This window comes from Mesobacillus zeae, assembly GCF_003570705.1.
In the GTDB taxonomy this organism is placed as follows: domain Bacteria; phylum Bacillota; class Bacilli; order Bacillales; family Cytobacillaceae; genus Mesobacillus_C; species Mesobacillus_C zeae.
Genome location: NZ_QWVT01000011.1, coordinates 172,545 through 185,960 on the forward strand (window position 1 = coordinate 172,545; position 13,416 = coordinate 185,960).

At 48.9% G+C, this 13,416-nt stretch carries 12 protein-coding genes; 10 read left to right on the top strand and 2 right to left on the bottom strand.

Going from position 1 to position 13,416, the window contains the following annotated elements; genetic code table 11:
- Positions 1–489: 489 nt before the first annotated feature.
- The 4 genes from speE to D1970_RS06345 all read left to right on the top strand — a co-directional run bounded on the left by speE (position 490) and on the right by D1970_RS06345 (position 3,212).
- Positions 490–1,317, top strand: a complete 828-nt coding sequence (gene speE, locus D1970_RS06330; protein ID WP_119112043.1) for a spermidine synthase — start codon at positions 490–492, stop codon at positions 1,315–1,317.
- An 81-nt stretch (positions 1,318–1,398) separates the two neighbouring features.
- On the top strand, positions 1,399–2,271 hold the full coding sequence (gene speB / locus D1970_RS06335) for an agmatinase (RefSeq protein ID WP_119112044.1): 873 nt from the start codon (positions 1,399–1,401) through the stop codon (positions 2,269–2,271).
- 75 nt (positions 2,272–2,346) lie between these two features.
- On the top strand, positions 2,347–2,784 hold the full coding sequence (locus D1970_RS06340) for a YwiB family protein (protein WP_119112045.1): 438 nt from the start codon (positions 2,347–2,349) through the stop codon (positions 2,782–2,784).
- A gap of 74 nt (positions 2,785–2,858) precedes the next feature.
- Positions 2,859–3,212, top strand: a complete 354-nt coding sequence (locus tag D1970_RS06345; RefSeq protein ID WP_142920995.1) for a hypothetical protein — start codon at positions 2,859–2,861, stop codon at positions 3,210–3,212.
- Positions 3,213–3,473: 261 nt separating this feature from the next.
- Here D1970_RS06345 and uvsE read toward each other — a convergent pair whose 3' ends face one another.
- Together uvsE and cls are read right to left on the bottom strand one after the other, a co-directional pair.
- A complete protein-coding gene (gene uvsE / locus D1970_RS06350) occupies positions 3,474–4,427 on the bottom strand; it encodes a UV DNA damage repair endonuclease UvsE (protein ID WP_119112047.1) in 954 nt (317 codons plus the stop codon).
- 16 nt (positions 4,428–4,443) lie between these two features.
- Positions 4,444–5,640 (bottom strand): cardiolipin synthase, encoded by a 1,197-nt coding sequence (gene cls, locus D1970_RS06355; RefSeq protein WP_259339576.1) that lies wholly within the window; start codon positions 5,638–5,640, stop codon positions 4,444–4,446.
- A 254-nt stretch (positions 5,641–5,894) separates the two neighbouring features.
- Here cls and D1970_RS06360 point away from each other — a divergent pair, with 254 nt between their 5' ends.
- From D1970_RS06360 to D1970_RS06385, 6 genes are all read left to right on the top strand, one after another.
- A complete protein-coding gene (locus D1970_RS06360; RefSeq protein ID WP_119112048.1) occupies positions 5,895–8,006 on the top strand; it encodes a heterodisulfide reductase-related iron-sulfur binding cluster in 2,112 nt (703 codons plus the stop codon).
- A gap of 256 nt (positions 8,007–8,262) precedes the next feature.
- The gene (gene mmgA / locus D1970_RS06365) at positions 8,263–9,450 is read left to right on the top strand and encodes an acetyl-CoA C-acetyltransferase (protein ID WP_119112049.1); all 1,188 of its coding nucleotides are present in this window, start codon (positions 8,263–8,265) and stop codon (positions 9,448–9,450) included.
- Between the two features lie 31 nt (positions 9,451–9,481).
- Positions 9,482–10,333, top strand: coding sequence for a 3-hydroxybutyryl-CoA dehydrogenase (locus D1970_RS06370; RefSeq protein ID WP_119112050.1), 852 nt, complete (start codon positions 9,482–9,484; stop codon positions 10,331–10,333).
- Positions 10,334–10,419: 86 nt separating this feature from the next.
- Positions 10,420–11,550 carry an acyl-CoA dehydrogenase gene (locus D1970_RS06375; protein ID WP_119112051.1) on the top strand — a complete coding sequence of 377 codons (1,131 nt, stop codon included), beginning with the start codon at positions 10,420–10,422 and terminating at the stop codon, positions 11,548–11,550.
- 64 nt (positions 11,551–11,614) lie between these two features.
- Positions 11,615–12,754: an acyl-CoA dehydrogenase gene (locus D1970_RS06380; RefSeq protein ID WP_119112052.1), complete on the top strand. Its 1,140-nt coding sequence runs from the start codon at positions 11,615–11,617 to the stop codon at positions 12,752–12,754.
- A gap of 19 nt (positions 12,755–12,773) precedes the next feature.
- Positions 12,774–13,406 (top strand): TetR/AcrR family transcriptional regulator, encoded by a 633-nt coding sequence (locus D1970_RS06385; protein WP_119112053.1) that lies wholly within the window; start codon positions 12,774–12,776, stop codon positions 13,404–13,406.
- The last annotated feature ends 10 nt before the right edge of the window (positions 13,407–13,416 follow it).

Sequence of the window (13,416 nt, forward strand, 5' to 3'; positions counted from 1 at the left end):
ATGAAAGGGCAGCCTTCCTTTTTATGCCTGATCATTTATGGATTTTTTTGTGCCCCCGGGGAAAAAGAAAAAATACCGCTTGCATTTTTGCAGGATTCAACTATACTTTTTCTGATGTTTGTATTCATGAATGTGGGGAAGTATAACGAAAAGCGGAAGCGCCCGTTAAGCGGCGTATGGACTGGAGCACACCGGCACGAGATAAAGGAAACACGAAGAGCGTAGCGATTCGATGTTGACTTATCGTAGAGAGGTGGGCGAAGTCCACTAGGCGCTGGGGGCTGTAGCTGGACAATACGAAAAGCGGAAGCGCCCGTTCAGCGACGTATGGACTGGAGCCTTGCACGCTGCAGTTGGACTGCACGAATAGCGAAAGTCCGAAGGGCAGTTACCGAAGCTTTTCCAAAAAGTGCGTGTCCGCGAGTGGGAACCGTCTTTCATTGCCCTCTTCATGAAGGAAAATTTTTTTGCCGAAAGGATGGAGCAACAATGGGAATGTGGTTTACAGAGAAACAAACAGAAAATTTTGGTATTACAATGAAGGTCAACAAGACGTTACATACAGAACAAACTGAATTTCAAAAGCTGGATATGGTCGAGACGGAAGAGTGGGGCAATATGCTGCTGCTTGACGGAATGGTCATGACTTCGGTTAAGGATGAGTTCGTTTACCACGAAATGGTGGCGCATGTTCCATTATTTACGCATCCTAACCCTGAAAACGTATTGGTTGTCGGTGGCGGTGACGGAGGGGTAATCCGTGAAGTCCTTAAGCATCCAAGCGTGAAAAAAGCAACGCTTGTCGATATCGACGGCAAGGTTATCGAGTATTCGAAGCAATTCCTTCCTGAAATCGCCGGCAAGCTAGACGATCCCCGCGTGGATGTCCAGGTAGGCGACGGTTTCATGCATATCGCTGAAAGCGAGAATGAATACGATGTCATCATGGTTGACTCAACAGAGCCTGTTGGGCCAGCTGTCAACCTTTTTACGAAAGGCTTCTATGCAGGTATTTCTAAAGCATTGAAGGAAGACGGGATTTTTGTTGCTCAGTCGGACAACCCTTGGTTCAAAGCTGACTTGATCCGCAGCGTCCAAAAAGACGTAAAAGAAATCTTCCCAATCACGCGCTTGTACGTGGCCAACATCCCAACATACCCAAGCGGGCTGTGGGCATTTACAATTGGTTCGAAAAAATACGACCCGCTTGAAGTAAGCGAAGATCGTTTCCATGAAATTGAGACAAAATACTACACAAAAGAGCTTCATAAAGCGGCTTTTGTACTTCCGAAATTTGTCGGAGACCTTGTGAAGTAAAAAAATAACGCAAGCGCTGAAGAACCTTCTTCCCGGAAGGTTCTTTGCTGCTGAAATTGATAAAGAAAGAAGGTTTGTACGATGCGATTTGATGAAGCTTATTCAGGCAATGTGTTTATCGGCAGCCATTCCAACTATATGGAATCGAAGGCTGTGCTGTATGGAATGCCAATGGACTGGACCGTCAGCTACCGCCCAGGCTCCCGCTTCGGCCCGACAAGGATCCGCGAGGTGTCGATCGGCCTTGAAGAGTACAGCCCGTACCTTGACCGTGAACTGGAAGAAATCAAATACTTTGATGCTGGAGATATTCCGCTGCCATTTGGCAACCCGCAGCGCAGCCTTGACACGATTAAAGAGTTTGTCGACAAGCTGCTTGCAGCAGACAAATTTCCGCTTGGAATGGGCGGGGAGCACCTTGTTTCCTGGCCTGTCATGAAGGCTGTCTCGGAAAAATATGCTGATTTGGCGATTATCCATATGGATGCGCATACAGATTTGCGCGAGCATTATGAAGGCGAGCCATTGTCGCACTCCACACCAATCCGCAAAATCGCGGAATTGATTGGCCCAAAAAATGTTTATTCCTTTGGTATCCGTTCCGGGATGAAGGAGGAGTTTGAGTGGGCGAAGCAGGAGGGCATGCACATCTCTAAATTTGAAGTGCTCGAGCCTCTGAAGGAAATCCTGCCGAAGCTTGCCGGCCGTCCGGTATATGTGACAATCGACATCGATGTACTTGATCCCGCGCATGCACCTGGTACAGGAACTGTTGATGCCGGCGGGATTACATCGAAGGAGCTTCTCGCATCCATCCATGCCATTGCCGGCTCCAAGGTGAATGTGGTTGGCGCTGACCTTGTTGAAGTCGCACCAATTTATGATGTTTCCGAGCAAACTGCCAACACGGCAAGCAAGCTCATTCGCGAAATGCTGCTTGGTTTTGTAAAATAATCATGAAACAGGATAGGCCGGCCCGGAGCTCTTTCGGGCCGGTTTTTCCATAGAGTTGAATGTGGAGGTGCAATTGTGTCAATAAAGCCTGCAGAACAAATGCCTGTTAACATATCGGTAAGGACAAAGATTGAGAAGGATGGGGAAAGCGACCTGCTTGAACTCAAGGCAGCCGGACGCTGGTTCCGGAAAGGGGGCAGCACCTACCTTCAGTATGATGAAGAGCTCGAGGAGGGCACAGTCCATACGACTGTAAAAATGAAAGGGGAAGATGTGCTGATCTTAAGGTCAGGAGCTGTTAAAATGCGGCTGCACCTGCTTGCTGAAAAAGAAACCTCCGGGACATACGAATCGCCGTATGGCCTGCTTCAGACAGTTGCAAGCACAAAGCGCCTCACCCAGTTTCTGCACGAAGGAGAAAGCCGGGGCTCAGTCGAAGCAGTGTACAATTTCAGCATCCTTGGGGAGCACGTCGGAACCTATCATTTACGGATAGAGTATGGGCGTTCCTGATGGTATAGCTGCTAGATTACGGATCTGGTATTTGTGAATTAGCAGAACAAGGCGCCGGTGTCGCGGTTTTTCTGGTGGAAAGTAGAAAAGCGCCGTGTACGGCAGTTTTTTCTGTAAAAAGGAGAAAAGCCACGTCTGGCGCCAGTTTGGATGATATATTAACGAAGTTGGTAGATATCGAGCTGAGCTTGATTGAAATATTGCTGCAGCTGGTAGATAAGTGTCCTCAGTTGGTTGATATCTCGGTCGCAGGCCTGCTCATTTCACCAGTTTTGGCGCAGACTGCGGCTTCCGCGCCTAAAAAACAGATCCCTCAACCCCATATCGGCAGGATTAGCACTTCCACCGCCACAGATTGGGCGAGTAATATTAAAAATTGTCATTTTTTTAGGGAAGGGAGCGCTTCCGCAGAGATGTTTCCCCAGTAAAAGAGGGGAAGCAGCAGATTTAGCGGCTAAGCGGGGTTCAGCCTAAGGTTTGAATCCGCAAGTCATAAAATGTACTTCTGCAAACGGCAAGGCAGTGCTCCTTCCCTGATGTGCTATCCGTGAGTCAAACAGTAGGCCACCCCAGGTTTGCATCCGCAAGCCAAACAACATGCCCACCCTCAACATTTACTCCCCTCAAGATGCTCAAATCCCGCATCGCCGGGCCTTCCCAAAATAACAATCTTTCATTCTACGACATTTCTACAGCTCGATAATGGTACCGCCGACCCGCTTTATGCCCCGGACTTTGTTGAGGTCTTCCGCGAGCTTGAGGACGGCCTGGTCTTTTAACTTCGCCTCAATCATAAAGTCAGCATCCTGACCAATTTTTTTCAAAACATCAAGCAGCGGCTTGATATAATCGGGGTCCACAAAGTCGGAGTGGGAGCGGTAGGCTTTGTCCGACTTTGGCGATGAGATATGAATTTTGGGGCGAAGTCCGATATTTTTCCATGTTGCAAAGCACGCGGGAATCAATTCTTCAAGCGATTTCTCGCCACGATTGGCCAAATGGTGGTGAATATCGAAAACAAAAGGAATTCCTTCTTTTTCACAAACTGCAAGCGTTTCATCGGAATTATAGGTTTTATCGTCATTTTCCAATGTCATCCTTTTTTTGATAGCTGGAGGAAGCTTCCGCAAATTTTCGTGGAAGCGGGGAAGAGTTTCCTCTTTGTTTCCGTAAGCCCCGCCAATATGGATATTGATGACTGCTTCATCTTCAAGCCCCATTGCTTCAAGCATTTGGTAATGGTATTCCATATCGATGACGGCATTGTCTGTGACATCCTCGTGCGGGGAAGTGAACAAGGTGAACTGGCTGGGATGGAAGCTCGTCCTTAAGTCCCCCGCCTTCACAAGATCCCCGAGCTTCCTCCATTCCTCCCTGAACGGAGCGACGAAATCCCAGCGAACCTCAGGGTGGGTGGCAAGCGGGACGAGCGAGCTTGACATCCGGTACAGCGGAATATTGTGCGCGATATTGTAGTGAACCATTCTTATAGTGCTTTCAAGGTTTTTTCGGGTAACTTCCAGCAGCTTTTCGGCCCGTTCAACATCGCTAAGCTGATTGTAGCGCGTAAAGGTGAGCGTCCTTGCCGGAGAAGCATCCCACAGGCTGATGGAATGGGAAACGTAGCCCATTTTTATAATCATGATGGCCTCCTAACTTTCAGAGAAAATACGAGATGGTCCGGGCGGCCGCTTCCTTCAGCGACCGGAACGGATTAAAGGTACTCAACTCAGCCAGGCGGAGCCGGCGGGAGTGGCGAATGTCTGTCTCAAGAACATCCCGCACCTTTTGGATGAATCCATGGTCATATATAAGGCAATTGACCTCGCGGTTAAGGAACAAACTGCGCTTGTCAAAGTTGGCAGTTCCAACATCGCAAAGCGCTTCATCAATGACTATGACCTTTGCATGGTAAAAACCGCCAACATACTGGTGCACTTTGGCCCCGCGCTTCATTAGCTGCCGAAGGAATGGATAGGAAGCTTCCTTCACGAGTGGGTGGTCAGCCCTGAAAGGAACAAGCACGGTCAGAGTGACGCCTTTCTCCAAGGCTTCCACCAGTAGCCTGAACACTTTTCGGCTTGGGATGAAATAAGGCGTACCGATAATAATCGAATCCTTCGCTTGTTTCAACAGGTGAGCGACAATCCCTTCGAGGAGGATTCCCTCCGTTGGCACAAACTGGTGACGGACCTTGCCTCCTGACAATGGAGGAAAATAAATGTTGTTTTGCATCAGTTTTATTTTTGCAGCTTTATTCCAATCCGATAAAAAAACCTGCTGCAAATCCTGCACGCCTTCGCCGGATATCTTAAAATGGTAATCCCGCCATGGAGAAAGCCTTTCCTCTTTATCAATATATTCCTTCCCGACATTGAAGCCACCGAGATAGCTGAGACGTCCGTCAATGACGGTAACTTTACGGTGGTTGCGCACCTGTGATGTGTAAAAAAGGAAAGGGAGCTGGGGCTTGCAGCTGAATGCAACAAGTACTCCCGCATCCTTCAGCTCGCGTAAAGTCTTTTTTGAAATCGCGCTTCCTTCCCAATCGACGAGAAGCCTTACCTCCACACCGCTCATAGCCTTTTTTTTCAGGATCGACAAAAATTCCGCACTTATTTTATCATTCTTCACAATGTAAAAGATAATATGGATATGCTGCTGCGCTTTTTCGAGTTCAGTGAAATAATCAGAAAAAAGCTCAGGTCCTCTCGTGAAAATATCCATCGATCCCTGACGGGAAGGAAACCCTTGTTTCCGAAGCGATTTTAAATGCTGCTTCCTTCCTAGGGAAAAATCGATGGCAGCAAGCAGGGTCATCCCGGCGGCAGCAGCCAGCCAATTAGCAATTCCCACAGCATCCGGCTCCTCTATGTTTGATTACCTTATTGTTCACCGAATTTGCTGCTTCTATGATACATTCCTTATAGACAGGAAAATCAAACCAATTAATTTTTTGAGCAAAATGAGTTGACTGAATGCTCATTCATAATATAATAAGAATAGATAACTTATTCTGAATATTTATTTGTTTGGAAAGATTCTTCATAAAGGGGAGCCTGGCGAAAGCCTGGGCATCACGGAGGATATTAAGGGGGTAGTTTCTAATTATGAACGGTTTGTTGTGGATTAACCTGATTGCATTCCTGATTGTAACCGCTTACGCATTCAGCCTCTTCGTATATGTGGTCAGGACAAGAATCCAGTACATCAAGCTCGGGAAGAAATCCGAGTTCGACAATTCAGTAAAGGAACGGTTAGAGAGAATCTGGGTCAATGTATTCGGCCAGAAGAAGCTTTTGAAGGACAAGAAAAGCGGAATCATCCATGTCATGTTCTTTTATGGATTTATTCTTGTACAGTTCGGAGCAATCGACTTTATTTGGAAAGGCTTGAAGCCGGGATCTCATCTGCCATTCGGCCCGCTGTACGCCGGTTTCACGTTCTTTCAGGAAATCGTCACGCTTTTCATTTTAGTTGCAGTGGTCTGGGCATTTTACAGGCGCTATGTTGAAAAGCTTGTCCGCCTGAAGCGTGGCTTCAAGAACGGTCTCGTCCTTCTGTTCATTGGAGGTTTGATGCTGTCCGTTCTTCTGGGCAATGGAATGGGTATGATTTGGCATGGCCATGAAGCAACATGGACAGAACCTGTTGCCTCGGGAATTGCCGCACTGTTTTCAGGCATCCCTGAAACGGCAGCCATTTCGGTATTTTATATTGCCTGGTGGATTCACCTGCTGTTCCTGCTGTCATTCCTTGTCTATGTACCGCAGTCCAAGCATGCTCACTTGATTGCAGGGCCTGCCAATGTGTATTTGACACGGATGGACCCGCCTGCGAAAATCACGAAAATTGATTTTGAAGATGAGTCTCAGGAAACTTTCGGAGCGGGAAAAATTACCGATTTCACCCAGGAGCAGATGATCGACTTTTACGCTTGTGTGGAATGCGGCCGATGCACGAATATGTGCCCGGCTACCGGAACGGGTAAAATGCTGTCGCCGATGGATTTAATCGTCAAGCTGCGTGACCATCTGACAAACCATGGTGCTGCTGTCACATCGAAGCAGCCGTGGGTGCCGACATTTGCATTCAGCCAGACAAAAGGAAACCAGCTTGCGCTTGCCAGCGCGGGTGCCGGTGCGGAGGAAGCAGCCGCAGGATTCGCCTATAATCCAAGCATGATTGGCGATGTCATCACAGAGGAAGAAATTTGGGCTTGTACGACATGCCGCAACTGTGAAGACCAATGTCCAGTCATGAATGAGCATGTGGATAAAATTATCGATCTTCGCCGCTATCTCGTCCTGACAGAAGGAAAAATGGATGCTGATGCGCAGCGTGCCATGACGAATATTGAGCGCCAGGGTAATCCGTGGGGCCTTAACCGGAAAGAAAAAGAAAACTGGAGAGAATTGCGTGAAGACGTGGTTGTCCCAACTGTAAAAGAAATGAAGAAGGCCGGGGAAGAATTTGAGTACCTGCTTTGGGTTGGGTCCATGGGTGCCTTTGACAACCGCAGCCAGAAGATCGCCCTCAGCTTTGCGAAGCTTCTCAATGAGGCTGGCATCAAGTTTGCCATCCTTGGAAACAAGGAAAAGAACTCCGGAGATACGCCAAGGCGTCTCGGAAACGAATTTTTATTCCAGGAGCTTGCGACGAAGAACATTGAGGAATTCGAGAAGAACGATGTGAAAAAAATCGTAACGATTGACCCGCACGCCTACAACATTTTCAAAAACGAATATCCTGACTTTGGATTTGAGGGTGAAGTGTACCATCATACAGAACTGCTTGCCAAGCTTGTGAAAGAAGGGAAGCTTGTGCCGAAGCACAGAGTCGATGAAACGATTGTATTCCATGATTCCTGCTATCTTGGCCGCTACAACGAAGTGTACGATGCGCCAAGGGATATCCTGAAGAGCATCCCTGGTGTTACTTTGAAAGAAATGGAACGGAACCGTGAAAACGCAATGTGCTGCGGCGCTGGCGGAGGCTTGATGTGGATGGAAGAAGAAACTGGACACCGAATCAATGTGGCCAGGACCGAGCAGGCGCTCGCTGTCAACCCATCCGTCATAAGCTCCGGCTGCCCTTACTGCCTGACGATGCTGTCCGACGGCACAAAAGCGAAAGAGGCTGAAGAAACAGTCTCAACATACGATGTTGCCGAGCTTCTTGAGAAATCCATCTTTGGCGAAAAGCAGCAAGCTGCTTCATAAAAAATTTTCACACCAATGAATAGTAGAGATTGAAGCACTGGAAAGTTCGCAAGTTAACCGAATTTTTTGCAAAGTGTTTCAATTCCTACTATTTTTGCAGTAAAATATAAATGTGGTAAAACGCTTACATATTGGCATCGTCAAATGGATGTGCCATTTTGCTTTTGGACGCGCCTTGAGCGAGCGTTCAGTCAATGCTGTCTGGCAAAATGGCTGGTATCAAGTTTTCAAAATAGTTGGCAAAGGGGAGAGCTACATGGGAAAAACAGTTATTTTAGCAGGGGCACGGACACCTTTTGGGAAATTAGGCGGAGGTTTGAGCAGCTTCCCAGCTTCCCAGCTTGGCGGTTTTGCAATGAAGGAAGCACTGGGCAGGGCTGGAGTCGATCCGGCTGAAGTCGGCGAAGTCATTCTCGGAACCGTCCTCCAAGGCGGCCAGGGGCAGCTTCCATCAAGGCAAGCGGCGAGGAACGCAGGCCTTCCATGGGAAGTGAAAACAGAGACGGTCAACAAAGTATGCGCTTCCGGGATGAGAAGTGTCACACTCGCTGATTTGCTGATTCGCGCTGGCGAAGAAGAAGTCATTGTAGCAGGCGGTATGGAATCGATGAGCAATGCTCCGTATTTCATCCCGAAAGCCCGCTGGGGATTAAGGATGGGAGATGCCCAAGTGAAAGACATGATGACGCATGACGGTCTGACTTGCTCCTTCACAGGCGTCCATATGGGCACTTACGGAAACGGGGTTGCCGAAGAAATGGAAATCAGCCGCGAGGAACAGGACAACTGGTCGCTTCGAAGCCATCAAAAAGCTGTTGAAGCCATCGAGTCGGGCAGACTGGCGGAGGAAATCGTGCCTATTGAGGTACCCCAGCGAAAAGGGGAGCCTGTCATTGTGAAGAATGATGAAGCCCCGCGCAAAGATACGGCATTGGAAAAGCTCGCAAGGCTCCGCCCTGTGTTCAACAATGAAGGAACCATTACGGCAGGCAATGCGCCTGGGGTCAATGACGGTGCGGCTGCCCTTGTGCTGATGAGTGAAGAAAGGGCTGAGCGGGAAGGCCGGAAACCGATGGCAGTGATCCTGGCACATGCTGAGATTGCGACGGAAGCTAAGGATTTCCCAAAAACGCCTGGCCTTGTCATCAATGAACTTTTGAAAAAAACCGGGAAATCAATCGATGAAATCGACTTGTTTGAAATCAACGAAGCTTTTGCCGCAGTTTCCCTAGCAAGTGGGAAAATTGCCAGCCTGGATCCGGAAAAAATCAACGTGAACGGCGGCGCGGTTGCCCTTGGACACCCAATCGGCGCAAGCGGAACAAGGATAATCCTCACACTTATGCATGAACTGAAAAGACGCGGCGGCGGGATCGGCATCGCGGCTATCTGCAGCGGAGGCGGCCAGGGAGATGCAGTCATGATCGAAGTGCCAAAACAATAAAACTTTTTTCATAGATTAAGGGGGAGAACAAATGAAGGTAGAGAAAATCATGGTCATTGGAGCGGGGCAAATGGGCTCCGGAATTGCCCAAGTATGTGCGCAGGCAGGATATAAAGTGATATTGAATGATCTTAAAGCGGAATATGTTGAGCGTGGCCTTGGGGTCATCCGGAAAAATCTTTCCAGGCAGGTCGATAAGGGCCGCATGGAACAGCAAGCAATGGACGAAGTGATTGCAAATATCGAGGGGTCTTCAGACATCGCAAGCGCAAAAGAGGCGGATCTTGTGATTGAGGCTGCAGTCGAAAACATGGATATCAAGACAAAAATTTTCGCGCAGCTTGATGAACTTGCACCGGAACATGCCATTCTGGCAAGCAATACATCTTCTTTGCCTATTACGGAAATTGCTGCTGCCACAAAGCGTCCTGAAAAAGTGATTGGCATGCACTTCATGAACCCTGTACCTGTCATGAAGCTTGTCGAAATCATCCGCGGCCTTGCCACAGCAGATGAAGTGTACGGAACGATTGAAGATATCACGAAAAAAATCGGCAAGGTGCCGGTAGAGGTCAATGACTTCCCGGGATTTGTCTCCAACAGGATCCTGATGCCGATGATCAACGAAGCCATTTATACACTGTATGAGGGTGTCGCTTCAAAGGAAGCCATCGATGAAGTGATGAAGCTCGGGATGAATCACCCAATGGGCCCGCTGACGCTTGCTGATTTCATCGGCCTTGATACATGCCTTTATATTATGGAAACGCTGCACGAAGGCTTCGGCGATGACAAGTATCGCCCATGTCCGCTGCTCCGCAAGTACGTGAAGGCTGGTTGGCTTGGCCGCAAGTCGGGCCGCGGCTTCTACATTTACGAATAAAACAGCAGGCGGGTGAAGGGCTTTTTTTACCATAAAAGCTCTTCCTGCCGCAGGTTCAGACAAATTGCCGTCAGGGGGAGAGAAACATGGAACTCAGGTTTACTGAAGAACAAGACATGATGCGAAAAATGGTGCGTGACTTTGCGCAAAGCGAAATAGCACCTTTCATAGAAAACATGGAAAAAGGCGAGTTTCCGCGCGATATTTTAACAAAAATGGGCGGCCTGGGCTTGATGGGCATCCCTGTTCCCGAGGAACTTGGCGGGGCGGAAATGGACTTCATTTCCTATATCATTGCCATCCACGAGCTGTCGAAGGTCAGTGCGGCGGTTGGTGTCATCCTGTCCGTCCATACGTCGGTCGGCACGAATCCAATCCTGTACTTTGGGAATGAAGAACAAAAGAAAAAATACGTTCCGAAGCTTGCTGCCGGTGAATATCTTGGTGCGTTTGCGCTTACTGAGCCGAGCGCTGGGTCTGACGCAGGAAGCCTGAAGACAAAGGCAGTTAAAAACGGAGATTATTATATTTTAAATGGATCGAAAGTGTTCATCACAAACGGGGGAGAAGCGGATACATACATTGTGTTTGCCTCTACTGACCCTGAAGCTGGTTCAAGGGGCATCTCGGCTTTCATCGTGGAAAAAGATACACCGGGATTGGTCATAGGAAAAGACGAACATAAAATGGGCCTTCACGGTTCAAGAACCGTACAGCTTACGTTTGAAGATATGAAAGTACCGGCTGCCAATCTCCTTGGCGAAGAAGGGAAAGGCTTCAAAATTGCGATGGGCAATCTTGATGTAGGCCGTGTCGGCATTGCTGCACAGGCGCTCGGAATCGCCGAGGCAGCCCTCGAAGCGGCAACAGCCTATGCGAAAGAACGGCACCAGTTCGGGCGGCCAATTGCAGCCCAGCAGGCAGTCGGATTCAAGCTTGCTGATATGGCAGCAAATATTGAGGCTGCCAAGCTACTAGTCTACCGGGCGGCGGATTTGCGCAGCAGGGGGCTCTCGTGCGGAAAAGAAGCTTCAATGGCCAAACTGTTCGCGTCAAGGACAGCGGTGGAAGCGGCAACAGAAGCCATCCAGGTATTCGGAGGTTACGGCTATACAGAGGATTATCCGGTAGAGCGGTTCTTCCGCGATGCGAAGGTTACTGAGATTTATGAAGGTACGAGTGAAATACAGCGCCTCGTCATTTCGAAGCAGCTGTAACGCCGGGGAACATGGGCATATAAGGGATGTAAACGTTTGAGAGAATGAAATGGAGGGGAAAACAATGAATTTTAAATTGACTGAAGAACATGAAATGATCCGCAAAATGGTGCGCGATTTTGCCCGGAACGAAGTGGCTCCGACTGCAGCAGAACGCGATGAGGAAGAACGTTTTGACCGTGAAATTTTTGACAAGATGGCAGAGCTTGGATTGACAGGCATTCCATGGCCTGAAGAGTACGGCGGCATTGGCAGCGATTATCTTGCGTATTGCATCGCTGTTGAAGAGCTTTCCCGCGTGTGCGCATCGACAGGTGTGACACTTTCTGCCCATACGTCCCTGGCCGGCTGGCCGATATATAAGTTTGGCTCGGAAGAACAGAAGCAAAAGTATTTAAAGCCGATGGCACTTGGCGAAAAAATCGGCGCTTACGGGTTGACTGAACCGGGCAGCGGTTCGGATGCCGGCGGAATGAGAACGACAGCACGCCTTGACGGTAATGATTATGTCCTGAACGGCTCGAAAATTTTCATTACAAACGGAGGCATTGCCGATACTTATGTCGTGTTTGCCCTGACGGATTCGGAGAACAAGCATAAAGGCACAACTGCTTTTATCGTTGAAAAGGATTTTGCCGGTTTCTCGGTCGGGAAAAAAGAGAAAAAGCTTGGCATTCGTTCATCTCCGACAACGGAAATCATTTTTGAAGACTGCCGCGTTCCAAAGGAAAATATGCTTGGCGAGCTTGGCGAAGGCTTCAAGATTGCCATGATGACCCTTGACGGCGGCCGTAACGGAATTGCTGCGCAGGCGGTGGGAATTGCCCAGGGAGCGCTTGATGCTTCAGTTGATTACGCGAAGGAACGCCAGCAGTTCGGCAAGCCGATCGCTGCGCAGCAAGGCATTGGTTTCAAGCTTGCAGACATGGCGACGATGGTGGAAGCTTCAAGGCTTCTGACGTACCAGGCAGCATGGCTTGAGTCGGAAGGACTTCCGTACGGCAAGGAATCCGCGATGTCGAAACTTCTTGCAGGTGATACAGCAATGAAAGTGACAACTGACGCTGTGCAGGTATTCGGTGGCTACGGTTATACAAAGGACTATCCAGTGGAACGCTTCATGCGCGATGCGAAGATTACCCAGATTTACGAAGGCACTCAGGAAATTCAGCGTCTCGTCATTTCAAGGATGCTGACAAAATAAATCCGGGGCGGGGGAGATGATGAAAAAGCGCGAAGTCCAGGCATCAGTAAAAGATGAACGTCTTGTGCTCAAACGGCGCAACCAGATGATCAAGGGAGCAGTCACTCTTTTTAAGGAAAAAGGCTTCCATCGGACGACAACCCGGGAGATTGCCCGGGCGTCCGGCTTTAGCATCGGAACGCTCTATGAATATATCCGGACAAAAGAGGATGTCCTTTATCTTGTGTGCGACAGCATTTATGACGAGGTTAGGGACCAGCTTCAGCAAAGCTTTGATCCCAATCAGGGGACGCTCGAAAGCCTTAGGCTTGTCATCGACTATTACTTCAAGGTGATGGATGAGCTTCAGGACGAGGTGCTGGTCATGTACCAGGAAGCGAAGTCGCTGTCAAAGGATGCCTTGCCGTATGTGCTGAAAAAAGAGCTTGAAATGGTGGGAATGTTTGAAGACACAATCCGCCGCTGTGTGGAAAACGGAGAGCTTGACCTTACCGAAAAACAGGTCAAGATCATCGCCCATGATATTTTCGTCCAGGGGCAAATGTGGGCGTTCCGGCGCTGGGTACTCCAGAAGCTCTACACGCTTGATGAATATATTGAACTGCAGACGGATCTGCTTTTAGAGGGGATAAAGGGGTCCGGGAGCAAATAAGGAACAGGGG

Excerpts from the sequence above, each read along its gene's own strand:
- speE (WP_119112043.1), top strand. The coding sequence starts at position 490 with ATGGGAATGTGGTTTACAGAGAAACAAACAGAAAATTTTGGTATTACA.
- speB (WP_119112044.1), top strand. The coding sequence starts at position 1,399 with ATGCGATTTGATGAAGCTTATTCAGGCAATGTGTTTATCGGCAGCCAT.
- uvsE (WP_119112047.1), bottom strand. The coding sequence starts at position 4,427 with ATGATTATAAAAATGGGCTACGTTTCCCATTCCATCAGCCTGTGGGAT.
- D1970_RS06360 (WP_119112048.1), top strand. The coding sequence starts at position 5,895 with ATGAACGGTTTGTTGTGGATTAACCTGATTGCATTCCTGATTGTAACC.
- mmgA (WP_119112049.1), top strand. The coding sequence starts at position 8,263 with ATGGGAAAAACAGTTATTTTAGCAGGGGCACGGACACCTTTTGGGAAA.
- D1970_RS06370 (WP_119112050.1), top strand. The coding sequence starts at position 9,482 with ATGAAGGTAGAGAAAATCATGGTCATTGGAGCGGGGCAAATGGGCTCC.
- D1970_RS06375 (WP_119112051.1), top strand. The coding sequence starts at position 10,420 with ATGGAACTCAGGTTTACTGAAGAACAAGACATGATGCGAAAAATGGTG.
- D1970_RS06380 (WP_119112052.1), top strand. The coding sequence starts at position 11,615 with ATGAATTTTAAATTGACTGAAGAACATGAAATGATCCGCAAAATGGTG.
- D1970_RS06385 (WP_119112053.1), top strand. The coding sequence starts at position 12,774 with ATGAAAAAGCGCGAAGTCCAGGCATCAGTAAAAGATGAACGTCTTGTG.